We start from the raw sequence: 22549 nt of genomic DNA, 5'->3' as shown, positions 1-22549 counted from the left end.
CGACGCGCCGGGCCCGCGGTCCGCGCCGCGGCGGCCGACCCCGTCGACGAGGCGTTCGGAGGCGGAACCGACGTCCCGGCCGGGGGCACCGCGGCGGGCGGCCCCGCCGAGGGCGTCCCGGATCGCGTCGGTGGCGCCACGGCCAGAGCGTTCGAGGCCGGGGCGGGAGCCCCCGTGGCCGCCCAGACCGCGATCAGCGCACCCACCCCGACGACGGCCGTCAGCGTGGAGGCGACGGCGCCGAAGCGGGGGCTCGGGCGTGGCTCGGCCAGGGTGAGCAGCATCCAGAGCACGAGCACTGCGAGTCCCAGCATCGCGAGTACCGCGATGACGACCCCGACCCGATGCGACACGCCGACCACGCCTTCCGTCGATCCCTACGTCCATCCTGCTCCTCGGAGAAGTCCAGGGCGGAGCGGCCCGGCTGTGACGTCCGGCGGAGCGCGCACGGCCGGCGAAGGCGCGGATACGCTCGGGGCATGACTTCCCGCACCACCGCGGAGGACGACGCCCCCACGTCGAGGCACCGTCCGCTCCTGGTGCTGGGCAAGATCACCGAGATCCTCGACGCGTTCTCGCTGACCCGGCCCGAGCTCACGCTCGGGGAGATCCAGCAGGCCACCGGGATCCCGACGTCCACCGTGCAGCGGCTGGTGTCCAACATGGTCGCCGAGGGCATGTTGGACCGTTCCGGCGAGCGGGTCCGGGTGGGTGTGCGGATGGCGTACTGGGCGGCCGCCGCGGCCAAGGGCGTCGACGTGCTGACGCTGGTCAACCCGATCCTCCGCGAGATCCGCGACGCGACGGGCGAGACGGCCTGTCTGTTCCGCGAGGAGCAGGGTTACCGGGTCTGCGTCGCGGTCGCCGAGACGAGGCACGCGCTGCGCCGGGAGATGTTCGTCGGGAAGATCATGCCGTTGCACGCCGGATCGGCGGGCCGGGTCCTGCTCGCCTGGAACCCGCCGCTCGCCGACGCCGTGCTCTCCGGCCCCCTGGAGCCCTTCACCGACGCCACGGTGACCAGCCCGGACGTCCTCAGAGAGCTCGTCGCGCAGACCCGCCGGGACGGCTTCGCGATCACCACCGCCGAGCGGGACGACGGCGCGTCCGGCCTCGCGGCACCGGTGTTCGACTCGGCGTCGGACCTGGTGGGAGCACTGGCGATCAGCGGCCCGACCATCCGGATGCCGCGGCCGCGCTGCAAGGAGCTCGTCGACCTGCTCGTGGCCCACGCGGAGCAGCTGACCCGCACCCTCGGTGGCCGCCACCCCTCCTGACTCAGGCCGGCACCGTCCACGGGAAGGCCGTGGCCCGCGAGCGCACCCCCTGGGCCGCGCGGGACCGGTTGGGCTCGCCCAGCTCGTCCAGCAGCCCCTCGGTCAGCGTGACCAGCTCGCCCAGCACGGACGGCGTCAGCCACTCCGGGCGCATCGCGAACAGCAGGTCCTCGCTCGCGGTGTTGCCGCTGGCCCCGGGCGCGAACGGGCAGCCACCCAGGCCCCCGAGCGCGCCGTCGACCATGTCCGCGCCCGCCTCGATCGCCGCCAGGGTGTTCGCGACGCCCTGTCCCCACGTGTCGTGGCCGTGGAACACGATCCGTCGCTCCGGCGTCTCCTGCCGCACGCGGGTGATCAGGCTCGTGACCTCCGACGGCGCAGCCTGGCCCAGCGTGTCGCAGACGACGACGTCCGTGGCCCCCTCGGTGCGGGGGTCGTTCGCGATGTCGACGACCCGCTGCGGGTCCACCGGCCCGTCGAACGGGCAGGTGAACGACGTGGCGAGGCACAGCTCGATCCGCCCGCCCGCGTTCAGGGCGTGCTCGACGGCGGCCGGCATCGCGGCGAGGCTCGCCTCGGTGTCCCGGCCGATGTTGGCCTTGTTGTGCGCGTCGGACACCGAGAAGCAGTACTGGACGTTGCGCGCGCCCGCCGCCATCGCCCGCTCGACGTGCCGGGGCGTGGCGACCCACAGCCAGCAGCTCTCGAGCTCCTCGGGCGTGAGCCGTGCGACGACGTCGAGGGTGTTCGCGAGCGGCGGCACGAGGTCCGGCCGGGCGAGCGAGCCGATCTCCAGGCTCGGCACGCCGAGCCGCAGCAACGTCCGGACGACCTCGACCTTACGGTCGGTGTCCAGCGTCTTCCCGGTGAGCTGCAGGCCGTCCCGCAGGGTTACGTCGCGCAGGATCGCCGTCATGACTCGTCCGTTCCGGTGGCCGCGGCCACCTGCTCGTCGGTGAGGCCCAGCAGTCCGCCGAGGACCTCCGCGCTGTGCTCCCCCAGGTCCGGGCCGAGCGTCCGGACCGGGAGCGAGGTCCCGCCGACCACCGGGACGATCCCCGGGAAGCCGACGGACGCGGGCTCCGCGCCGCCGGTGTCGACGTCGAAGTACTGGATCATGTTGCGTGCCTTGTACTGCTCGTCCGCGACGATGTCGGCGGCGGTGTAGATCGGTCCGGCGGGGACGCTCGCGGCCTCCAGCGCGACGAGCACCTCCGCGCGCGGGAGCGACGACGTCCAGGCTCCGATCGCCTCGTCCAACTCGTCGCGGCGCAGCCAGCGCCCCGCGTTCGCCAGCAACGACTCGTCCTTCGCGAGGTCCGGGCGGCCGATGAGCTCCATCAGCCGCAGGTAGATGCCGTCGCCGTTGCCGGCGATGACGACGCTGCTGCCGTCCCCGCACGGGTAGGCGTTCGAGGGCGCGATGCCCTCCATCCGCCCGCCGACCCGCTGCCGGTTGACCCCGTAGGCGAGATGGTCCGGGATGAGGGACTCCATCATGGACAGGACCGCCTCGTTGAGCGCGACATCGATCGTGCGCGAGGCGAGCGGCGGCCGCGGCTCGCCCCGCCGGGACTCCCGGCGGAACAGCGCCATCATCGCGCCGAACGCCGCGTAGAGCCCCGCGATCGAGTCCCCGATCGAGACGCCGACCCGGACGGGCTGCCGGTCCGGCTCGCCGACCAGCTCACGGAGACCGCCCATCGCCTCGGCGACCGCGGCGAACCCGGGCCGCTCGGACAGCGGGCCGGTCTGCCCGAACGCCGAGATCCGGGTGAGGACCAGGTCGGGGTTGGCGGCGTTCATCTCCTCGGGGCCGAGGCCCCACTTCTCGAGCGTGCCGGGCCGGAAGTTCTCCAGGACGACGTCGGACCGCGCCACCAGCGCCAGCACGGCGTCGCGTCCCTCGGGCGTGCGCATGTCCAGCACGACGGACTTCTTGTTCCGGTTGATCGTGCGGTAGAGCATCGACGTGTCCCCGGCGTAGAGGCGCCAGTTCCGCAACTCGTCCCCGGTGCGCGGCCGCTCGATCTTGATCACCTCGGCGCCGAAGTCCGCGAGGAGCCGGCCGGCCGTCGGTGCGGCGATGTAGTTCCCGAGCTCGAGGACGCGCACCCCGTCCAGCGGGAGGTCGGTGGCCATGGAGTCTCCTTCGTGCATCAGACGACCAGCGAGAGCGGCAGGATCGCGGCCTTCACGGTGCCACGGGTGGTCTGCCCCTTCAGGCCCCGGTGCCATCACGCGAGCGGGCCCGCGTGGCTCACATTATGGGCAGAGACTCACGATATGAGCAACGATGGTGGCGCCTGGGAGACTCACGGCATGCGGATCGACCGGCTCGACCACCTCGTCCTCACCGTCGCGGACCTCGACGCGACCATCGCGTTCTACCGGGACGTCCTCGGCATGGAGGCGCAGACGTTCGGCGACGGACGGCGAGCTCTCCGCTTCGGGACCAGCAAGATCAACCTGCACGAGCTCGGCAGGTCGCCCCGCCCCCACGCGGCGGCGCCCCTGCCCGGCTCGGCCGACCTGTGCCTGATCGTCGAAGGCCCGCTCGACGACGTCGTGTCCGAGCTCATCGACGCCGGCGTCCCGGTCGAGGAGGGTCCGGTCGAGCGGACGGGGGCGACCGGACCGATTCGCAGCGTCTACGTCCGGGACCCGGACCGGAACCTGATCGAGCTCAGCGAGTACCTCCCCCGCTGACGCGCAGGTTCACGTGCTCACGCAGAGGTAGGAACGTGTGCGCCGACCCGTGAACCTGTGCGCGGGCGGGCGTCCGGCGAGCTGCTCGGGGCGGTCGGGCACGATGGACCCGTGGGTCGGGCGGCGGGGTGCGTGCTGGCGTTCGCGGCGGCCGTCGCGCTCGTCGTCGGCGGGGTGCTGTGGTGGACGAACAGCAGACCGAGCCCCGGCTGCGTGGTGACCGAGGCGGGAACGGGCCGGCAGCTCACGTTCACCCTCGAGCAGACGGACAACGCCGCGACGATCGCGGCGGTCGGGATCGCCGAGGGGATGCCGAACCACGCCGTCACCGTGGCGATCGCGACCGCGATGCAGGAGTCCCGGCTGCAGAACCTGCCCGGCGGGGACCGGGACTCCGCGGGCCTGTTCCAGCAGCGCCCGAGCCAGGGCTGGGGAACCTATGCGCAGGTCACCGACCCCGTCTACGCCGCGCAGGCGTTCTACTCCAGGCTGCACACCCTGCCGAACTGGCAGGACGTCAGCGTCACCGAGGCGGCGCAGCTCGTCCAGCGCTCCGCGGCGCCCGCCGCCTACGCGCAGTGGGAGATCCAGGCCCGCGCCGCCGCCTCCGCCCTGACCGGCGAGCAGCAGGCGGCGCTGCGCTGCCAGGACATCACGCTCGCCGTGCCCGGTCAGGACGTCGCCTCGCTCGCCGCCCACGAGCTCGGTTCCGCGAAACTCAGCGGTCCGCAGCCCGCGGGCCGGGGCTGGGCGATCGCGAGCTGGCTGGTCGCGCACTCCGGCCGGCTCGGCCTGGACCGGGTCGGCTTCGACGGGCGGACCTGGACGGCCGACTCCGGGACGTGGGAACGGACCGGCGCCGCGGACGGGCTACTGGCCCTGCACCGGGCGCCGGCCGAGTAGCGCTGCGCCCCTCCTGACTGCGGTGACGCAGCCGGTCGAGGCGCGCCGGGCCGCGCCCGGCATGATGGCGGGCGCCATGACCGAGCTCGACCGCTACGACGCCCTGCTCACCCCCGAGGGGCAGGCGCTCCTGCGCGAGCTGCGCGGGCGGGACGTCTCCGGGGCCGAGGCCCTGCGCCTCGGGACCGAGCTCCGCACGCGGTACCCCGCGCAGCTCGTCGTCGACGCGCTGGGGCAGCAGGAGCTCCGGTACCGGGCCGCCGCGAAGTTCGACCGGGCCGCGGACATGTTCCTCACCCGGGCGGGCTGGGAGCAGGCGTCCGCGGAGGTCGTCGCCCGGCATCGGGCTCCGCGCTTCGCCGGGGCCTCGAACCTGGTGGAGCTGTGCTGCGGGATCGGCGGGGACCTCGTCGCCCTCGCCGCGGACCGGCCGGTCCTGGCCGTGGACCTCGATCCCGTGCACCTGTGGATGGCCCGGCGGAACGCGGAGGTCTACGGGGTCGGCGCGAACGTGACGACGCTGTTGTCCGATGTCCGGGACGCCCCCCTCTCCGACGCCGACGCAGTCTTCGTGGACCCGGCCCGGCGCACCGGACGCGGCCGGCTCCGGACCGGGGAGAGCGAGCCCCCGCTCGACTGGTGCACGGCATTGCCCGTCGAGCGCATCGGGATCAAGGCGGCCCCGGGCCTACCCCACGATGCGGTGCCGGCGGGCTGGGAGCTGGAGTTCGTGGCCGTCGACCGTGACCTGAAGGAGGCGGTGGCCTGGTCCCCCGCCCTGGCGACGGCCGGTAGGCGAGCCACGCTGCTGCCCGGCGGCCACACCCTCGTCGCGCTGGACGGGGAGGCCGTCGACGTGCGGGAACCGGGCGAGTACCTGCTCGACCCCTCCCCCGCCGTCACCCGGGCGGGCGCGGTGGAGGAGCTCGCCCGCCGGATCGGCGCCTGGAAGATCGACGACCGGATCGCGTTCCTGAGCACGGACCGGCTCGTCGAGACGCCCTTCGCCCGGACCCTGCGGGTGATCGACACGCGCCCGTGGAACCAGAAGAGGCTGCCGGCGCTGTTGCGGGACCTGGACGTCGGCTCCGTCGACATCCGGCGCCGGGGCCTCGCCGGGGACGTGGACGCGGTGCACCGCAAGCTGAAGCTCTCCGGCTCGCGGCGCGCGACGCTCGTCATGACCCGGGTCGACGACGTCCCGTGGGGTCTCGTCTGCGTCGATCCCTGACGGGGGAAATGCCTCGCGGCTCCGCCGCCCCTCCCTCATGCTGGGCATACCGAGGATCTTGAAGGGGGTGACCGGGATGAAGCTGGCGGAGGCGCTCGCGCTGCGCGCGGACTCCCGGCGACGGCTGGAGCAGCAGCGCGAGCGGATCACCGGGAACGCGCGCTACCAGGAGGGCCGAGCCCGCGGAGGACGCGGCCGCGTTGCTCGCCGAGGCGGACGAGGTGCTCGACGAGCTGGAGGCGCTGATCCGGCGCGTCAACCGCATCAACGCGGCCACGCACCCCGCGTTCAGTAGAGGACGCTCGGGAGATAGGCCCCGCGGGGCTCGGCGTAGAGACCGATCGTCATCAGGCTCATCAGATAGTTGACCCGTAGGCCCTGGTCCAGACACCAGCGGAACAGGTCGGCGTTCGTGGTGGGGACCAGGACCCCGGGGCCGGAGAACGCCTCGGCGGCCATGATCAGGGCCTTGAGGTCCTCGTTGCTCTCACCGACGGCATGGGCGAAGAACCCCAGGTCGGTGGCATAGCCGCTGACCCGGCCATCGTGCTCGACCACGAGTGCCGTGCCCTGCGCCATGCTGTCGGCGACCTCGCCGGCACGGTCGTGCCCGTGCACGTCGAGGCAGACGGCGTTGCACGCCTCGACGTCGGCGGGCGCGGCGCGTCGCGGCTCGTGACCGGCGATCTCCCCCTTCGGAGGAGGTCCCTGCATGCAGGCGACCAGGTCACGAACCTGGAAACCCAGCTTCGCGTACAGGGAGAGCGAACGGTTGTGGTAGGCGGCCTGAAGAAGCCGGATCCCCGGGGCGCCCTTCTCCGAGGCCCGCCGCATCACGTCGCGCATGAGGGCCCGGCCCACCGTGCTGTCCTGGGCGGCCGGGTCCACGGTGATCGGGCCGACACCCACGACAGGCGAGCGTTCGTCCAGGAAGTTGCTGCCCACGACGCGGCCGTCGGATTCGGCCACGACCGAATAGAAGCCCGGGTGACCGAACAACATCGACAGCGCCCCGGCCGCCACCTCAGGGCTAGGGAAGTCCGAGGGGAAGCCGTGCCGCTCGGCCAGGGAGGTGAAGGCGTCGCAACAGATCTGCCCGCATGTCTCTGCGTCGTCGGGTGTGCCGGGTCGCAGCCTCACATCCATGACGGCCTCCTTCTCGCGGCGAACAACCGGGGAGTCAGCCGGGTTGTGACCGCTGTCCACCCCCGGCCCGGGTGACCCGTTCGCGGTCAGCGGTACACCGGATCCCCGTCCACCTGCATCACCCGCAGCGGGTGAGACCGGCTTCGCCGGACCGATGGCGGCTCGGTCCACGGGTCCGCCGTCAGAGGGGCAACAGACCGTCGTCCTGCGTCGTCCTGCGTGGTCAGCGAGGCTCCCAGGGCGTCCAAAAGTCGGACCGCGGCGCCGTTGGCCGCGGTCGTCGAGGCGACGAGCCGCCGGTGCGGGCCTGCTCGACCAGCAGATCGACGGCAGCGCGCCCGACGCCGCGGCCGCGGGCCCGCCGGCCCAGCCAGATCCCGATCTCGACCCCGTCGGGGACCGGTTCCAGCCGCCCGGCGCCGACCACCTCGCTGTCGCACAGGATCACCCAGGTGCGCTCGACGGCGCCGGCGTGGCGATCGAGCGGGCCCGGTGGAACGCGCGGAACGCCTCGCGTCGCGGCTCCGTCCAGCCGGACGGCCCGTCGAGCGGGGGCATGACGTCGTCCGGCTCGGCGCCGTCGACCGCCGCGCGGAGGAGCAGCGGCAGCGTGGTCTCGTCGAGTTCGCGCAGCGTGATGGCCACCCGCGCAGTGTGCGGATCGTCCGTGCGCGGCGCGACCGGATTCGACGGGGGAAGGTCCGGCCGCGCAGGTCGCCTACGGGCGGGTCGCCGCGCCGGGCGTCCAGCCCTGGGTGAGCGGGACGAAGTAGGAGAAGTCGATCGTGCGGGAGCGGTAGCGCCACCGCCCGCCGTCCCGGACCACCACGTCCGTGTACCGGCCCGCCGCGACGTACGGTTCGCCGTTCTGCACGCACGGCTGCCACAACAGCGAGCTCGACCGCGCGATGTCCCCGTCGAGGTCGATCTCCAGGTTCGAGACGTGGTGCCAGAACTCGGTGAGGCCGCCCGCGGCGAGCCCGGCGAAGAAGGGCCGCAGCTCGTCGTGGCCCTTGGCGTGGTCCAACCCGTGGAACTCCCCGTCCGGGGTGAAGCAGTCCATCAGGCCGTCCCAGTCGTTCGCGTCCAGGACCCGGGTGTAGCGGGCGTCGAGGGCGCGGATGGCCTCCAGGTCCTCGAGCCGACGCAGACGATCTTCCAGTGTGTTCACATGCGCTCCACGTAATCGACGGTGACGGTTCCTGACGCCGGACCCGGCTCCACGAACAACCGCCCGGCCGCGTCGACCCGGGCGACGCCGTCCCGGACGCCGTCCAGCAGGACCCGGTAGTGCCCCTCGCCGGGGACGGCCCCCTGTGCGCGGGAAACCTCGCCAGAACGAGGTTCCACCCGCACAACCCCGGTCGACCTGTGGAAACGGCCCAGGACGCGCGCCGCACCCGCGACGTCCCCGGCGGACAGGAGAGCGCGGACCTGCGTGGACGAGCACCCCGCCAGCAGCTCGACGCCGTGGGCGGTGAAGCCGTGCCGGGCGCCGAGCCGGCGCAGCAGCGTCACGTCGCCGGCCCCGCGGTGGCCGAAGCGGAAGTCCTCGCCCACCACGACGTCCGTGGCGCGCAGGGCCCGGACCAGGACGTCGAGGGCGAACTCGACGGCCGACGTGCGGGCCGGCACGTCGTCGAACGGGAGGACGAGCACCGCGTCCGCCCCGTGCTCGCGCGCCAGCTCGGCCCGGCGCTCGACGGTCGCGAGGGCGGAGGTGTCCCGCGCCGGGCCGGCGACCGTCGCGGGATGGGGGTCGAAGGTCACGAGCACGACCGGCAGGCCGCGCCGCTCCCCCAGCTCGACGGCGCGGTCGAGGAGCCGCCGGTGCCCGCGGTGCATCCCGTCGAAGACCCCGAGCGTGACGATCGAACGGCCCCAGCTCCACGGGACGTCGCCGAGCCCGGCCCAGTGCGTGGCGGGTTCCCGCAGGGTGGTGGTCACGAGCCACTCACACGGCGGACGGATGGGGGCATAGCGGGGTGACCTCGATGGTCATGTACGGGAAGAGCGGGAGGTTCCAGAGGAGCTCGTGGAGCTCGTCGGTGGACTCGACGTCGAAGACACTGATGTTCGAGTACTGCCCGACGACCCGCCAGATGTGCGGCCACTTGCCCTGTCGCTGCAGGTCCTGTGAGTAGGCCTTCTCCCGCGCGAGGGTCTCTGCCCGGAGGTCCGGGTCCAGGTCGAGCGGGATCGCGACGTCCATCTTCACGTGGAAGAGCATGGTTCAGTCCCTCCGGAAGGCCCGGATCTTGTCCGGGTCGAGCTCGATCCCGAGGCCGGGACCGTCGGGCAGGTGCAGTTCACCATCTGCGTAGTGCAGGGGCTCGACGAGCATCTCCTCGGCCATCAGCAGCGGTCCGAACAGCTCGCTCCCCCAGGTCACCCCCGGCGCGGCACAGGCGAAGTGCAGCGACGCAGCCGTGCCGACGGGCGACTCGATCGACGTCGCGCCGTGCGTGGGGATCCCCGCCGCCGCCCCGATCGCGGCGATCTCCATGCTGGCCCGCAGGCCTCCGCACTTGGTGGTCTTGACGGCGAAGACGTCCGCGGCCCGCAGCCGTGCGATCCGCAGGGCGTCCGACGGCGTGCGGAGGGTCTCGTCCGCCATCACCGGGATGGGCAGTGCGGCGTTGATCTCGGCGAGGGTCTCGATCTCCGTGCCGGGCACCGGCTGCTCGATCATCTCGACGCCGGCCTCGGCCAGCGTCGGCAGGTGCGTCAGCGAGGTCAGCCGGTCCCAGCGGGCGTTGATGTCCACGCGGACGCCCGCGACCCCGCTCAGCTTCTCCGCGACCGCGCAGATCCGGGCGACGTCGGCGGCCGGTTCCTGCGCCCCCATCTTCAGCTTGAACGAGTGGTGCAGCCCGGCGTCGAGCTTGCCGAGCGCCTCCTCGATGACGACGGGCGCGGACTCGGTGCCGAGCGCCCAGGTCACCGGGATCGACGTCCGGGCGAGCCCGCCGAGCAGCGTGTGCACCGGGACGTCCAGGCAGCGGGCCCAGGCGTCGTGCAGCGCGACCTCGACCGCGGCCTTCGCGAACAGGTTCGCCCCGACGACGTCCGTGACGTCCCGCAGCAGCGCGTGGATGTCGTCCACCCGGCGCCCGACGAGCACCGGCGCCACGTACCGCTCGACGATCAGCTGCATCGTCTCCACGGACTCGCCGCCCCACCAGGGGCCGCCGGGCACGACGCCCTCGCCGACCCCGGTGACGCCGCCGGCGGTGCGGACGAACACGTAGAGCACCGGCTGGGCCTCCATGCCGACCCGCGCGAAGCGGTGCGGGCGGCGCAGCGGGATGTCGAGCAGCACGGTCTCGACGCGGTCGATCCGCAGGTCGCTCACGTGCGTTCCTCCTCGGCGGTCGACGGGGACAGCAGGTCGGAGGTGTCGGTGAACTCCTCCTTGAAGATCAGCCGAGGGGCCATCCGGCGGCGCTTCAACACCTTCGCACCGGCCTCGACCATGGCGGGCGGGCCGCACAGGTAGGCCGACATCCCCTTGCAGCTCGTGAAGTCCGCCAGCACGACGTCGGTGACGAGCCCGGACGCGCCGTCCCACTCCTGCTCCGACAGACACGGCCGGTAGTGGAAGTCGGGGTGGCGTCCCTCGAGCTCCCGGAAGACGTCCCCGTCGTAGAGGTCGGCCTCGGTGCGGCCACCGTGGTAGAGCCAGATCTCCGGGACGAGGCCCTCGGCCAGCGCGGCCAGCACGATCGACTTCATCGGCGCCAGCCCGGTCCCGCCGGCGATCAGGATCGCCGGCTCGTCCTGCGGCCGGCCGACGCCGAAGACCCCGAGGGGCCCCCGGACGTCGACCCTGTCCCCGACCGCCATCCCGGCGAAGATCCAGCCGTCGGTCGCGGCGCCACCCGGGGTGTGCCGGACGTGCAGCTCCAGGCGCGACGTCTCCGACGGCGGGTTCGCCATCGAGTACTGCCGGCGGAGCTCGGTGCCGGGGACCGTGAGCTCGACGTACTGCCCCGCCGTGAACGGGATCGGCTCGTCGAGGTCGATCACCAGCCGCCGCGTCCCGCGGGCGATGTCGGTCAGCTCGGCGACCGTGCCGACGACGTCGCGCAGTGGATGCCGCACGACCCCGTCGTCGGCGATGTCCGCCAGCGGCTCGACGAGAAGGTCGCTGCGCGGCCGGGCCTGGCACGCGAGCGCGAGCCCCTCCGCACGCTCGTCGGTGGTCAGGGTGAACTCGGGAGCCGCCCCGTGGTCGACCTCGCCCTCGATGACCCGCAGCTTGCAGCTGCCGCAGGTGCCCTGGGCGCAGCCGTGCGGGAGCCACACGTTCTCGCGGAGGAAGGCGTCGAGGACCGGCTGGTCGGCGCCGCAGAGCGTCTCGGCCCCGAGGGTCTTGAGACGGACGGAGTGAGCGGCCACGCTCAGACCTCCCAGTGCGCGTGCAGCTCGACCGGTCCCCGGAAGCCCCAGCCCCAGAAGTCGATCTCCTTGTTCTCGTCGCGCTCGAGGTTCGGGATCGCCTCGAACAGCTCCTCGAGACCGATTCGGCAGACCTCGCTGGCGAAGTAGGACCCGGCGCACGCGTGCTTGCCCGCACCGAAGGCCAGGTGCGGCACCGGCGCGCGGTCGAGGTCGTACTCCGACGGCGCGTCGTAGTCGTTCTCGTCGTGGTTCGCCGAACCGTAGGACAGCATCACGAGCGAGCCGGCCGGCAGGAACGTCCCGGCGACGGTGGTGTCGACCTTGTTCGTCCGGGCGACCGCGGACCAGATCGGCGAGGTCCAGCGCATGCTCTCGGTGATCGCCCGCCGGATCTGCTTCGGGTCGTCGACGACGCGCTCGAACTGCTCGGGCTTCGTCCAGAGCCCCGCGATGGTCGACGCCATGGCGTGGCCGGGCTCCTGCATCGCCCCGAGCAGGAACACGAAGACCGTGGGGTAGAGCTGCTCACGGTCCCGGACCTGGCCCTCGGGCATCCCGTCGTGCAGCCAGTGCGACAGCGCGCTGTCGTCCGGCTCGACGATCCACTTGTCGATCAGCGGGTCGAGGACCGCGCGGATCTCCGCGCGGGCCTCGTCGCCGGGCCTGAAGCCCTCGGGGTTGGCCCAGTCGCCGTTCTCCAGGACCCCGGCGTTGGTGAACGACACGCTGAGCTTGTGGAACCACTCCCGGAGCTTGTCCGAGCCCACCGACTGCAGGCCCATCAGGTCGCCCAGCGAGCGGACGCTGACCGGCTCGCAGAACTCGGCGACGAGGTCGGCGCGCCCGGCGTCCTCGATGGCCTCGACGTAGCGCCGCGCGATCGGGCGGACCAGGTCCTCGACGTACCGGTTCACCTCGGCGGGCTGCAACGACGGCTCGACCATGCCGCGCAGCTCGTCGTGCTCCGGGCCGTTGGCGTTGAGGACGTTCGGGTGGCCGAACGTGCGCCCGCCCGCGGGGCTGATCAGGCCGTCCCAGATGTCGCTGTTCCCGCCGACCTCCTGGCAGGCCTCCTTGGTCGTGGCCACGTGGAAGCCCAGTGCGGGGATGAACGCGACAGGGCACTCCTTCCGCAGGCGCTCGTAGAACGGGTAGGGGTTGCGCTCGAGCTCGGCCATGGTGATCTCGGCGATCCAGGCGGGCGTCTCGTGCACAGCGGTCACAGCGGGCTCCTCGATGAGTCGGCGGGGTGGGGCGAGGTCAGTCGCGCTCGAGCACGAAGTCGTAGTCCGAGCGGAGGCTGCCGTCGGCCTGCTTCTCCGGGCTGAGGATCAGTTCGTCCTTCGTCGCCTGCGCGACGTCGTCGTCGACCCACTCGCCGCCGGTGAAGTAGAGCTGGGTGGTCACCTGGCGGTGGCCCGGCGCACGGACCATGAGGTGCAGGTGCGCGGGCCGCCACGGGTGCCAGCCGGCCGCGGTGATCAGCTTCCCGGTCGGGCCGTCGGTCGGGATCTGGTACGGCGCGGGCAGCACGGTCGAGATCTCGAACCGGCCCTCGTCGTCCGCGATCACGACGCCGCGCAGGTTGCCGTCCGGGATGTGCGGCGCGAAGCCGGAGCAGTAGCCGTCGGCGTCCGCGTGCCAGATGTCGACCTCGGCGCCGGCGAGCGGCGCGCCGTCGAGGTCCCGGACCTGACCGGCGAGGACGAGCCGGTCGCCCTTCTCGTCCGGGCGCGCCGGAAGGCCGGCGACCGACGGCAGCCGGACCTGGTCCGGCAGGTAGTACGGGCCCTCGATGCTGCCCTTGGTGCCCTGCTGGGCCTTCGCCACGACGGCCTCGACCTCGTGCTCGACGAAGACGTCGAGGAACAGCGGCCACTCACCGCCCTCGCCGAGCGCCATCAGCCAGGCCTTGGCGGCCTGGAACTCCGGGTAGGTGACGTCGTGCTCGCGGATGACGCCGTGGACGGCCTCGAGCAGGGCACCGACCACGGTGCTGACCCGCTCCTGGCTGGCCTCGGCCGATCCGTGCCGGGCGGTGCTCGCGCGGAAGGCCTCGGTGGCGTTGGCGCCCGAGCCGGCGGCGGTGGGTGACACCTCTGCGGTGGTCATGGTGGTTCTCCTCGTCGTCGAGAGAAGTGCGTCAGCGGCGGTTCTTGAGGAACGACACGTCGTCGTTCCCGATGAGGTCCGGGACGGTCCAGCCGTCCAGGTCGTACTCGTTCAGGCAGGCCTCGGCGAGGCCCTTCATCGCGTCGGTGGTGCCCTGCGCCTCGGCGGCGAAGAGCAGCTCGGCCTTCACGTTCTCGTGGTTGCCGGAGTAGTTGCGCTCGTAGAGCTCGTGCCGGCCGCCGAACGTGATCCGCGGGTAGGCCTGGATCATCAGCATCCGGTAGGTGAGGCCGTAGTCCAGCTTCGGCAGCAGCGCCCCGTTCGTCCACTCGTCGGGGTTGCGGGCCATCGCGTCGGCCAGCGCGTAGAACGTGTTGCGCCAGCCGACGACCTCGCCGACGCGGGTCTGCACGCCCCGGAAGTCCTTGCTGCCGGTGATCTCCAGGGCCTTGAGCAGCAGCCCGGCGATGAAATCGATCTTCGTCGCGAGCCGGATGCAGCCGTGGAAGGTGAAGCGCGGGATGAAGCCGGAGACCGGGAAGAAGCCGTTGATCTTCTCGACGTCGCCGTAGAGGACGCCTTGGACCGGCGGGTCAGCGTGACCTGGCAGAGCGCGGGCTCCAGGGACACCGCGGTGAAGGCGTTGACGGTCGCGCCGTGCGGCGTGCCCTCGTCGTTGCGGCACGTCACGACCGTGACGCCGGTGGCGAACCGGCCGAACGCGTCGCGGAGCTCCCGGGGCTGGACCGTCATCTTGCACCTCCCTGTGTGATGTACGCTATGCGTACCTATTGAACGCTGTGCGTTCAACGTGGCAGAGGGTGCCCCACGCCATGACGCTGGGTCAAGACCCCGTTTCGGGAACCATGCGGAAGGATGGGCCGGGTGACCATGGAGGGGAGCGAGCGGGACTACGTCCAGAGCCTCGAACGCGGCTTCGCCGTGTTGCTGGCGTTCGACGAGGACCTGACCAACCCCACGCTCGCCGAGCTGGCCGCGGCCACCGGGCTCTCCCGCCCGGCGGTGCGCCGGCTGCTGCTGACCCTGCAGCGCCTGGGCTACGTCGCGAACGAGGGAACGCGCTGGTCACTGACGCCCCGGGTGCTCGCCATCGGGCAGCACTACACGGCGTCGAACGCCCGGATCGAGCTCGCCCAGCCGCACCTGCTGCGGCTCGCGGAGCGCACGGGCGAGTCCGCGTCGCTCGCCGAGCTCGACGGCACGGAGGTCGTCTACGTGGCCCGGGTGCCGGTGCGCCGGATCATGAGCATCAACGTGGCAGTCGGGACCCGGGTGCCCGCGCACGCGACGTCGATGGGCCGGGTCCTGCTCGCCTGGGCGGGCCCCGAGCGGATCTCCGCGTTCCTCGACGAGACCCCGCTGGACACCCGGACCTCCCGGACCGTCACCGATCCCGCTGAACTCCGGCTGGCGCTCGCGCAGGTGCGGGAGCAGGGCTGGTCGATCGTCGCGGGCGAGCTCGAGGATGGCCTGCTCTCGGCGTCGGCACCGGTCCGGGACCGGTCCGGACGGGTGGTGGCGGCGCTCGCGTCGTCGACGTCGACGGGGCGCTCCGATCCGGCGACCCTGGCGGCCGAGGTGGTCCCGATGCTGGTGGAGACGGCGGGCGCGATCAGCGCGGAGCTGGGTTACGACCCCCGTCCGGCGCGGGTGGCGCGGGACGGGTTCTTCTAATGGCTCCCGGTTTCGACGAGAACGTCCTGGTCCACGGCCTGCAGCCGGTGCGCGTCGAGATCGTGGAGTACGACCCGGCCTGGCCCGCGCGCTTCGCCGGACGGGCGGCCGGGTTGCGCGGGGTGCTCGGCGACCGCGCCCGGCTGATCGAACACGTCGGCTCGACGAGCGTCCCCGGCCTCGCCGCCAAGCCCGTGATCGACATCGCGGTCGCGGTCGACGACCCGGACGACGAGCCCGCCTACCTGCCGGACCTGCTGGCCGCGGGGTACGAGCTGCGGGTGCGCGAGCCGCGGCACCGCTGCCTGCAGGGCGGCGACCCGGGCCTGCGGACGAACCTGCACTGCTACCGGCCCGGCGACGTCGAGGTCCGGCGCTACCTGGCGTTCCGGGACCGGCTGCGTGCCAGCGCCGCGGACCGGGGCCGCTACGCCGTGGTCAAGCGTGAGCTCGCGGGCCGGGGCGAGTGGGCGGACATGAACCTCTACGCGGAGGCGAAGGGGCCGGTCGTCGCGTCGATCCTGGCGAACGCGGGCTGGGTCGACCCGCGGTGACCGGCGTGGACGTCGTCGGGTTCGTCAAGAGCAGGCCGGGGCCCCTGGTGACGGTCGACGGGTACTCGGGGGCGGGCAAGACGTCGTTCGCGGCGGAGCTCGGGACCGCGCTCGACGCACCGGTGCTCTCGATGGAGGAGCTCTACGCCGGTTGGGCCGGGCTCGCCGCCGCGGTGCCCCTGGCCGTCGAGTGGATCGCGGCGCCGCTCGCGGCCGGGCGGCCGGCCCGGTGGCGACCGTGGGACTGGCTGCGGAACGTCCGCTCCGAGGCGTGGCGCGAGCAGGCTCCGGCGCCCTTCGTCGTGCTCGAGGGGTGCGGGGCGGGAGCGGCGGCGCTACGGCCGTTCACCGGGACGGCGATCTGGCTGGACTGCCCGCCCGACGAACGGGACCGCAGGTTGCGCGCCCGCGAGGACTGGGCCGGCTACGCCCGATACCGGGAGATCTGGATTGCCCAGGAGCAGGGTCTGCTGAGCTCGGCCGGGGCCGATCTCGTGCTCCCGGCCTGAGTAGCAGGGTGAGGGCCAGGTGGCGGCCCGTGATGCCCTTGCCATTGGGTCACCCGCGGTCGATCGTGGTGGTGGCACGGGCGGTGAGGTGGCCGGATTGATCCGATGGAAGGCGGCCAGCTCGTTGGTCGACGGGACCTGGCCCTCCTCCCGCAGCGACCCGTAGGCGTGCGTCAGCCCGGAAATCTCGGAAAGCCGGGAAGACGCAGGTCAAAGGGTCAGAGACGACGGGCGACGGCCGCGCTCACGCCCGCCGCAGCCCCCGCGAGCACCAGCCCGAGGAGCGCGCCGAACGCCACGGGTGAGGTACCGGCGCCCGCTTCGAGGGCCGCCACGGACGTGCCGACGGGCGGCAGCCACGGCTGCACCCCGGTCACCACCACCACGAACACGGCCACCATCAGGGACCACCCGATCCTGCCGATCACCGGGCGGGCGCAGAGCAGCCCGACGGCGGTGCCGGTGCTCGCACATGCGAGATGGCCGAGAAAACCCTCCATAAGGAGGCCCGGCGGATGCGGATAGCCGGTCGCGACGACCGGCCACACCACGGACAGCAGCGAGAGCACCACGTCGCCGGCCAGCGCGACGAGCAGCGTCCCGGCGGCGACGGGCAGGTGCCCGCCCGAGGCGGCGACGGTCACGGTGCGCTGCACCGGGTCCTCGGTGTTGGCGACGGTCAGCGCCAGCCACGCGGCGATCGGATAGAGCGCGAGCGCGGAGGCGGCCCACGGCGCCGGGGGTGGGCCGGGGTCGCCCCCGAACAACACCGCGAGCACCGCGGCGTACAGGAAGACGGGGATCAGGACGCGCCGGGACCGGATTGCGTCCGCCGCCAGGAACCGCGCGACCGCGAGCGCCCTCATCGGGGCGCGTCCCGGGCGGCGGGCGTGACCGAGAGGATCGAGCAGCCGAGGTCGAGCGCAGCGCGCAACAGGGCGTCACTGCGCCCGACCGGGACGTGCAGGACCAGCCGGTCCCCCGCCGGCGCCGCCCGGACGAACGGGGCGAGCGCGGCCGCCGCCTCGGCGGGGTCCAGCGGGCACCACAGCTCGACGACGACGAGCGGCGCGGGCCCGTTCGGCTGCGGCGGCGAGGGTCGCAGCTCGCCGCCCTGCAGCCGCAGGTGCCGGGCCCGGGGAAGCGCGGCCGCCGTGCCCGTGTGGTCCGTGACCAGTACCGAGGCGCCGTCCTGGGCGGCCGCGGCGACCCGGCCGAGCAGCACCTGGGCGGCCGGGGCGTCGAGCCCGGACCACGGCTCGTCCAGCACGAGGAGGCCGGCGCTGCAGCACAGGGCCTGGGCCAGGCCGATCTTCTGCGCGTTGCCCTTGGACAGTCCGGACATCGGCGTGCGCGTCGACCCGACGAACCCGAGCGCCTCGAGCAGCTCGCCCGCCGACTCCGTCGCCGCCGCGGCGTTCTCGCGGTGCAGCGCGGCGAGGTGCCGCAGGTAGACGGCGGCCGGCATCCGAAGCTGGGCCGGGAACCGGTCCGGCAGGTACCCGACAACCGGGGCCCGCCCCCGCACCCGTCCCGAGGTGGGCCGTGAAGATCCCGCGGCGATCCGCAGCAGGGTCGACTTACCGGAGCCGTTCGGGCCCGCGACGACCACGATCTCCCGCGGTGCGACCGCGAGGTCCACCCCGGCGAGCACCTCGGGGGCGCGGCCGTACCTCTTGTGCACCGCCTCGAGGCGCAGCGCCCCCGGTCGTACCGGCACCGGGGCGAATCAGATCCGGAACTGGATCCGGTCGACGCGCTCGCAGATCGGAGCGAAGAGCTCGGCGCGCACCCGGTTGTGCTCCGCGTCGAGGTCGTAGGCGCGGTAGGCGGCCTCGTCGGGGAGATCCACCGTGCTGGCGAAGCTCGCGTTGCAGTCCCGCAGACCGAGGTCCAGACCCGCGACGACCGGCAGCGGCTCGCCGTCGACCCGGAGCTCCCGGATGCCCTGGACCGCCTTCTCGACGTCCTCGACCGGCACGCCCTCGCGCACGTGCCCGACCACCGCGTTGCGGATCATCTTCTCTGCGCTCCTCGATCCCGGGAAACCGGGGATCAGGCTGCCACACCCGGCCGGCGGCGGAGCCCAGAGCCCCACGGACCCGCGCGGCCAGCTCGGTCAGGCCGAACGGCTTGAGCAGCAGGCCGTCCACCCCCACCGCGGCCGCGGTGCGTCGGGTCAGGGCGTCGTCCCGCGCGGTCAGCAGGATGACCGGCACCCGCTCCCCGCGTTCCCGCAGGGCCCGGACCAGCCCGAACCCGTCGAGCCGGGGCATCTGCAGGTCGGTCAGGACGAGGTCGGGGGACCGCGGGGTAGGCATTCAGCACGGGGACGTCGTCCACGACGAGCAGGTGCGGCCTCGTCCGGCCGGGGGCGGTGCCGTTGCCGCAGCTGGTGACCGGGATCGTGCTCGCCGCCGGGGCGATGCTGGGTCCGGCCGCCCACGGCTTCGCCCCGGCCTGATGATCGAGCAGAGCGGCGTCGGCGCGCTCCCGATCTGGGCGCCGGCCTGCGCCGCCGCCCTGGTCACCGGCTACCTGCTGGCAGCCCGGATCCCGATCGGGATCGTTCAGGCGGGCCGGTAGCGGGAGACGACCACCTGGCCGTCGCACACCTGGGACTCCTCGAGCCGCAGCGTGAACCGGCCCTCGGCCGGCGGCAGGAACGGCTTCCCGCCGCCCAGGACGACGGGGTGCACGCCCACGTGCACCTCGTCGACGAGGCCGCGGTCCATCAGGCTCGCCGCGAGCCCGGACCCGCCCATGAGCAGGATGTCCCCGCCGGGCCCGGCCCTGAGCTCGTCGACCTCCACCGCGAGGTCCCGGCCGATCACGCGGGCGCCGTGCTCCGCGTTCTCCAGGGTCCGGGACGCGACGACCTTCGGCATCGCCCGCCACTTCGGCGCGTACGCCAGATCGTGCGGGTCGTCGGACATCGACTCGGCGTGCGGCCAGAAGGACGCCATCATCTCCCAGACCACGCGGCCGTAGAGGAGTGTGGTCGCGCGCTCGTCGAGCCCGAAGGAGTAGGCGGAGAGCTCCGGCCCCATCAGCGGCCAGTCGAACTCGCCCTTCGGGCCCTCGACGAACCCGTCGAGCGAGGTGTGGACGAAGTGCACGATCTTCCGCATGGCGGTCTCCCCGGTGGGTGGGCGGCCCTGGCGGGCGCCGTCACGCAGTGGTCGGAGCCGGACCGTCGCGCTCGACATCCGGGTTCGAGAAAGAGGTGTCAGAGATCCCCGCGGCGGCTGACCAGCGTCGCCGCGATCGTCGCCAGCTTGACGTTGAGGGACTGGGAGGCCGCGCGCAGGACGTCGAACGCCTCCGTCGCCGAGATCCCGCGGCGTTCCATCAGGATGCCCTTCGCCTGGCCGATCACGTCCCGGCTCTGCAGCGCGACCCGCAGCTGTGCGGCTTCCAGGTCCGCGGCCGAGCAGGCCTCGGTGGCGGCCAGGGCGGTCGACGCGTGCGCGGCCAGGACCAGCGCGACGTCGCGGTCCGCGTCGTCGAGCCCGCCCACCGACAGCGAGTACAGGTTCAGCGCCCCCATCCGTGGCGCGTCACCCTGCGGGAACAGCCCGACGGCGAGCACGCCGCGCGCCCCCAGCTCGACGGCCGCGGGCCCGTACCGCGGGAAGTCCGGAGCGTCGGCGAGGTCCCGCTCGAAGACGAGCCCGAAGCCCTGCTTGCGGGTCGCCGCCACGCACGGGCCCTCGTCCATCTCGTACTGCAGCTCGTCGAGCCGGGTCGCGAGCGGATCCGTCTCGACAGGGGTGCGGAAGCCCTCGTCGGGGTCCCGCATCGTCACACTGACGAGATCGGCCCCGGGGACGATCTCCTTGGTGGCGCGGACGACCCGGTCCAGCACCTCCGCGACGGTGTCCGCGGCCAGCAACGCCTCGGACAGCACGACGAACTGCTGCGCGAGCGGCCCGAGACGCGTCCCGTCCAGACCCCGGGAGGGGCCGTCGGCCAGGGCCGGTTCCCATTCCGCGACGAACCGCTGCCTGTCGTCCGCCCACTCCTGCTCCGTGGTCACGCGGTGGTCTCCATCCGTTCGTCGCCGACCGGGAATCGTGACCGACCTCCCGGGTCACGGCAACCCCGATCCTCCCGTGATACTGCCCGCATGCTGGTGCGAACGGTCGGTGTCGAGGAGGAGTTCCTGCTGGTGAATCCCGAGACTGGACGGCCGGTGGCCCTCGCGGGCGCGGTCCTCCGGTCGGCGGACGAACCCGACGGCGAGACCGAGGAGCTCACCGGCGAGCTGCAGAACGAGCAGATCGAGACCGGGACCCGGCCGGTCCGCACCCTCACGGAGCTGGGCAAGGAGCTGCGGACGGCCCGGGCGGCGGCCAGGGAGGCCGCCGGCGCCGTCGGGGTCGCGGTGGCCGCGTTGGCGACGTCACCCCTGGCCGTCGAGCCGTCGGTGTCGCCGACGCCGCGGTACCGGGCGCTGGCCGAGCGCTTCGGCATGACCGTCGACGAGCAGCTGACCTGCGGGTGCCACGTGCACGTCGCGGTCGACGGGGACGAGGAGGGCGTCGCGGTCCTGGACCGGATCCGGCCCTGGCTCGCACCGCTGCTCGCCGTGACGGGCAACTCGCCGTTCTGGCAGGGCCGGGACTCGGGGTACGCGAGCTTCCGCGGCGAGGTCTGGCAGCGCTGGCCGTCCGCGGGCGGGTACCAGACGTTCGGGTCGGCCGCCGGTTACCGCGCGGTCGTCGAGGAGATGCTCGGCACGGGCACGATCCTGGACGAGGCGATGCTCTACCTCGACGCCCGGCTCTCGGCGCAGCACCCGACCGTCGAGATCCGGGTGGCGGACGTGTGCCTGGACCCGGACGACGCGGTGCTGCTCGCGGCGCTCGTCCGCGGGCTGGTCGAGACGGCGGCGCGGGACTGGCGCGCGGGCGTCCCGGCGGACGACGTCCGGACCGAGGTGCTGCGGCTGGCGTCCTGGCGGGCCGCCCGGTCCGGGGTCGAGGAGGATCTCCTGCTGCCCGGGGTGTGGCGTCCGGCGCCGGCCGTCGAGGTGCTCGACGCGCTGGTCGGGTACGTGCGGGAGGCCCTGGAGGACGCCGGGGACCTCGACGACGTGCGGGTGCTCCTCGGCGCGGTGCTGGGCCGGGGCACGGGGTCCCGGACGCAACGCGAGGTGGCCGGGCACGAGGGGGACCTGGCCGCGGTGGTCGCCGAGGCGGCGCGAAGGACCTGAGCGGGCCGCGCCCCGCGCCTCAAGGCGCGCGGTGCGTGCCGATGTAGCCCTTGCGGGCCCGCAGGCGCCGCACCACCAGCCACGCGATCCCCACGAGCACGAGCGCGAGGACCACGTACGAGGCCGGGCCCATCGCGCTCTCGACCTGGTCCCAGTTCTCCCCCAGGTACCAGCCCAGGCCGATGAACACGGCGTTCCAGACACCGCTGCCGATCGCGGTGAGCGCGGTGAACCGCCACAGCGGCATCCGCGCGAGCCCGGCCGGGATGGAGACGACGCTGCGGATCAGCGGCACGCACCGGCCCAGCAGGACGATCTTGCCGCCGTGGGACTCCATGAGGGAGCGGCCGCGTTCGAGGTCCTTCTGGCTGGAGAGGATGAACCAGCGCTTGCCGGACAGCGCGTACACGCGTTCGTAGCCGAGCAGCGCCCCGACCGCGTAGAGGACGAGCGCGCCCAGCACGGACCCCGCAGTCGCGGCCGGCCAGACCCACCACAGGTCCAGCATCCCCGTCCGCGCCCGGAACCCGGCCAGCGGCAGGATCAGCTCGGAGGGGATGGGCGGGATCACGTTCTCCAGGAAGATCAGGAACCCCACCCCGGGGGCACCGAGACGGTCGACGATCGAGAAAATCCAGTCGGCCACACCCCGATGGTGCCCGAAACGTCCGACCCGAGACCGCTTTCCGTGAGAGTCCGCACGTGGAGGCAACCCCGGCCGAACGCACGAACGGCACTCTCGCTCAGACCAAGTGAGCAAAAGTGCCGTTCGTGAAGATCAGCAGGGCGCC

28 protein-coding genes and 3 pseudogenes are annotated in these 22549 nt (G+C 73.1%); 9 read left to right on the top strand and 22 right to left on the bottom strand.

Translation table 11 applies throughout. The features are described 5' to 3' along the window. Window positions 1-353 (bottom strand): annotated as a pseudogene (locus JWP64_RS11140) (hypothetical protein); the annotation flags it as partial. Between the two features lie 126 nt (window positions 354-479). On the opposite strand from JWP64_RS11140, the gene JWP64_RS11135 reads away from it, so the two are divergent. Next, window positions 480-1277 carry an IclR family transcriptional regulator gene (locus JWP64_RS11135; protein ID WP_297495565.1) on the top strand — a complete coding sequence of 266 codons (798 nt, stop codon included), beginning with the start codon at window positions 480-482 and terminating at the stop codon, window positions 1275-1277. Between the two features lies 1 nt (window position 1278). Here JWP64_RS11135 and JWP64_RS11130 read toward each other — a convergent pair whose 3' ends face one another. After that, window positions 1279-2193 carry a hydroxymethylglutaryl-CoA lyase gene (locus JWP64_RS11130; RefSeq protein ID WP_297495563.1) on the bottom strand — a complete coding sequence of 305 codons (915 nt, stop codon included), beginning with the start codon at window positions 2191-2193 and terminating at the stop codon, window positions 1279-1281. Beyond that, entirely contained in the window at window positions 2190-3419 is a 1230-nt protein-coding gene (locus tag JWP64_RS11125) for a CaiB/BaiF CoA-transferase family protein (RefSeq protein ID WP_297495561.1), read from the bottom strand. The genes JWP64_RS11130 and JWP64_RS11125 overlap by 4 nt, the downstream gene beginning before the upstream one ends. Window positions 3420-3563: 144 nt before the next feature. Between JWP64_RS11125 and JWP64_RS11120 the strand changes: the two genes are divergently transcribed. The 3 genes from JWP64_RS11120 (at window position 3564) to JWP64_RS11110 (ending at window position 6120) form a co-directional block, all read left to right on the top strand. Then, window positions 3564-3986, top strand: coding sequence for a VOC family protein (locus JWP64_RS11120; RefSeq protein ID WP_366889757.1), 423 nt, complete (start codon window positions 3564-3566; stop codon window positions 3984-3986). 111 nt (window positions 3987-4097) lie between these two features. Further along, window positions 4098-4889 (top strand): hypothetical protein, encoded by a 792-nt coding sequence (locus JWP64_RS11115; protein ID WP_297495559.1) that lies wholly within the window; start codon window positions 4098-4100, stop codon window positions 4887-4889. A gap of 22 nt (window positions 4890-4911) precedes the next feature. Beyond that, complete coding sequence (locus JWP64_RS11110) at window positions 4912-6120, top strand: class I SAM-dependent methyltransferase (RefSeq protein ID WP_297495557.1); 1209 nt, start codon at window positions 4912-4914, stop codon at window positions 6118-6120. A 288-nt stretch (window positions 6121-6408) separates the two neighbouring features. On the opposite strand, the gene JWP64_RS11105 is transcribed toward JWP64_RS11110, so the two are convergent. From JWP64_RS11105 to JWP64_RS11050, 12 genes and pseudogenes are all read right to left on the bottom strand, one after another. Then, window positions 6409-7266: a GNAT family N-acetyltransferase gene (locus JWP64_RS11105; protein WP_297495556.1), complete on the bottom strand. Its 858-nt coding sequence runs from the start codon at window positions 7264-7266 to the stop codon at window positions 6409-6411. A gap of 223 nt (window positions 7267-7489) precedes the next feature. After that, window positions 7490-7693: a GNAT family N-acetyltransferase gene (locus JWP64_RS11100; protein WP_297495570.1), complete on the bottom strand. Its 204-nt coding sequence runs from the start codon at window positions 7691-7693 to the stop codon at window positions 7490-7492. Between the two features lie 17 nt (window positions 7694-7710). Further along, window positions 7711-7911, bottom strand: coding sequence for a hypothetical protein (locus tag JWP64_RS11095; RefSeq protein ID WP_297495554.1), 201 nt, complete (start codon window positions 7909-7911; stop codon window positions 7711-7713). Window positions 7912-7984: 73 nt separating this feature from the next. After that, the gene (locus JWP64_RS11090) at window positions 7985-8437 is read right to left on the bottom strand and encodes a nuclear transport factor 2 family protein (protein WP_297495552.1); all 453 of its coding nucleotides are present in this window, start codon (window positions 8435-8437) and stop codon (window positions 7985-7987) included. After that, window positions 8434-9213, bottom strand: coding sequence for an adenylyltransferase/cytidyltransferase family protein (locus tag JWP64_RS11085; RefSeq protein ID WP_297495550.1), 780 nt, complete (start codon window positions 9211-9213; stop codon window positions 8434-8436). Before JWP64_RS11085 ends, JWP64_RS11090 begins: the two co-directional genes overlap by 4 nt. Window positions 9214-9220: 7 nt before the next feature. Continuing rightward, window positions 9221-9496, bottom strand: coding sequence for a muconolactone Delta-isomerase (gene catC, locus JWP64_RS11080; protein ID WP_297495548.1), 276 nt, complete (start codon window positions 9494-9496; stop codon window positions 9221-9223). Between the two features lie 3 nt (window positions 9497-9499). Beyond that, on the bottom strand, window positions 9500-10621 hold the full coding sequence (locus JWP64_RS11075; protein WP_297495546.1) for a muconate/chloromuconate family cycloisomerase: 1122 nt from the start codon (window positions 10619-10621) through the stop codon (window positions 9500-9502). After that, window positions 10618-11667: a 2Fe-2S iron-sulfur cluster-binding protein gene (locus tag JWP64_RS11070; protein ID WP_297495544.1), complete on the bottom strand. Its 1050-nt coding sequence runs from the start codon at window positions 11665-11667 to the stop codon at window positions 10618-10620. The genes JWP64_RS11075 and JWP64_RS11070 overlap by 4 nt, the downstream gene beginning before the upstream one ends. 2 nt (window positions 11668-11669) lie before the next feature. Beyond that, complete coding sequence (locus tag JWP64_RS11065; protein WP_297495542.1) at window positions 11670-12893, bottom strand: cytochrome P450; 1224 nt, start codon at window positions 12891-12893, stop codon at window positions 11670-11672. A 37-nt stretch (window positions 12894-12930) separates the two neighbouring features. Further along, the gene (catA, locus tag JWP64_RS11060) at window positions 12931-13782 is read right to left on the bottom strand and encodes a catechol 1,2-dioxygenase (RefSeq protein ID WP_297495541.1); all 852 of its coding nucleotides are present in this window, start codon (window positions 13780-13782) and stop codon (window positions 12931-12933) included. A 31-nt stretch (window positions 13783-13813) separates the two neighbouring features. After that, complete coding sequence (locus tag JWP64_RS11055) at window positions 13814-14335, bottom strand: 4-hydroxyphenylacetate 3-hydroxylase C-terminal domain-containing protein (protein WP_366889760.1); 522 nt, start codon at window positions 14333-14335, stop codon at window positions 13814-13816. Between the two features lie 20 nt (window positions 14336-14355). Then, window positions 14356-14535 (bottom strand): annotated as a pseudogene (locus JWP64_RS11050) (flavin reductase family protein); the annotation flags it as partial. A gap of 138 nt (window positions 14536-14673) precedes the next feature. Between JWP64_RS11050 and JWP64_RS11045 the strand changes: the two are divergent. Genes JWP64_RS11045 through JWP64_RS11035 form a run of 3 tightly spaced genes read left to right on the top strand, consistent with a single transcriptional unit; the run spans window position 14674 to window position 16540 of the window. Beyond that, the gene (locus JWP64_RS11045) at window positions 14674-15477 is read left to right on the top strand and encodes an IclR family transcriptional regulator C-terminal domain-containing protein (protein ID WP_297495568.1); all 804 of its coding nucleotides are present in this window, start codon (window positions 14674-14676) and stop codon (window positions 15475-15477) included. Next, a complete protein-coding gene (locus JWP64_RS11040) occupies window positions 15477-16031 on the top strand; it encodes a GrpB family protein (protein WP_297495539.1) in 555 nt (184 codons plus the stop codon). The genes JWP64_RS11045 and JWP64_RS11040 overlap by 1 nt, the downstream gene beginning before the upstream one ends. Continuing rightward, on the top strand, window positions 16028-16540 hold the full coding sequence (locus JWP64_RS11035; RefSeq protein WP_297495537.1) for a hypothetical protein: 513 nt from the start codon (window positions 16028-16030) through the stop codon (window positions 16538-16540). Before JWP64_RS11040 ends, JWP64_RS11035 begins: the two co-directional genes overlap by 4 nt. Before the next feature lie 218 nt (window positions 16541-16758). On the opposite strand, the gene JWP64_RS11030 is transcribed toward JWP64_RS11035, so the two are convergent. The 4 genes and pseudogenes from JWP64_RS11030 to JWP64_RS31475 all read right to left on the bottom strand — a co-directional run. Beyond that, window positions 16759-17406 (bottom strand): hypothetical protein, encoded by a 648-nt coding sequence (locus JWP64_RS11030; protein WP_297495535.1) that lies wholly within the window; start codon window positions 17404-17406, stop codon window positions 16759-16761. After that, complete coding sequence (locus JWP64_RS11025) at window positions 17403-18260, bottom strand: ABC transporter ATP-binding protein (RefSeq protein WP_297495534.1); 858 nt, start codon at window positions 18258-18260, stop codon at window positions 17403-17405. The genes JWP64_RS11030 and JWP64_RS11025 overlap by 4 nt, the downstream gene beginning before the upstream one ends. A gap of 9 nt (window positions 18261-18269) precedes the next feature. After that, window positions 18270-18560 (bottom strand): Dabb family protein, encoded by a 291-nt coding sequence (locus JWP64_RS11020; RefSeq protein WP_297495532.1) that lies wholly within the window; start codon window positions 18558-18560, stop codon window positions 18270-18272. 88 nt (window positions 18561-18648) lie between these two features. After that, window positions 18649-18861, bottom strand: a pseudogene (locus JWP64_RS31475) (response regulator); the annotation flags it as partial. Between the two features lie 142 nt (window positions 18862-19003). Between JWP64_RS31475 and JWP64_RS11015 the strand changes: the two are divergent. Then, window positions 19004-19126: a hypothetical protein gene (locus JWP64_RS11015; protein ID WP_297495530.1), complete on the top strand. Its 123-nt coding sequence runs from the start codon at window positions 19004-19006 to the stop codon at window positions 19124-19126. On the opposite strand, the gene JWP64_RS11010 is transcribed toward JWP64_RS11015, so the two are convergent. Next, a complete protein-coding gene (locus JWP64_RS11010) occupies window positions 19111-19671 on the bottom strand; it encodes a dihydrofolate reductase family protein (protein WP_297495528.1) in 561 nt (186 codons plus the stop codon). The two genes, JWP64_RS11015 and JWP64_RS11010, sit on opposite strands and share 16 nt — an antisense overlap. 98 nt (window positions 19672-19769) lie before the next feature. Beyond that, a complete protein-coding gene (locus tag JWP64_RS11005) occupies window positions 19770-20579 on the bottom strand; it encodes an ANTAR domain-containing protein (protein WP_297495526.1) in 810 nt (269 codons plus the stop codon). A 90-nt stretch (window positions 20580-20669) separates the two neighbouring features. On the opposite strand from JWP64_RS11005, the gene JWP64_RS11000 reads away from it, so the two are divergent. Next, window positions 20670-21758: a glutamate--cysteine ligase gene (locus JWP64_RS11000; protein WP_297495524.1), complete on the top strand. Its 1089-nt coding sequence runs from the start codon at window positions 20670-20672 to the stop codon at window positions 21756-21758. Window positions 21759-21777: 19 nt separating this feature from the next. Here the strand turns inward: JWP64_RS11000 and JWP64_RS10995 are convergent, their stop codons facing one another. After that, window positions 21778-22404 (bottom strand): DedA family protein, encoded by a 627-nt coding sequence (locus JWP64_RS10995; protein WP_297495522.1) that lies wholly within the window; start codon window positions 22402-22404, stop codon window positions 21778-21780. Window positions 22405-22549: the final 145 nt, after the last annotated feature.

This window comes from Pseudonocardia sp. (genome assembly GCF_025465255.1).
In the GTDB taxonomy this organism is placed as follows: domain Bacteria; phylum Actinomycetota; class Actinomycetes; order Mycobacteriales; family Pseudonocardiaceae; genus Pseudonocardia.
Note: the sequence above shows the minus strand (reverse complement) of the source record. Positions and strands in the feature narration are given on the sequence as shown.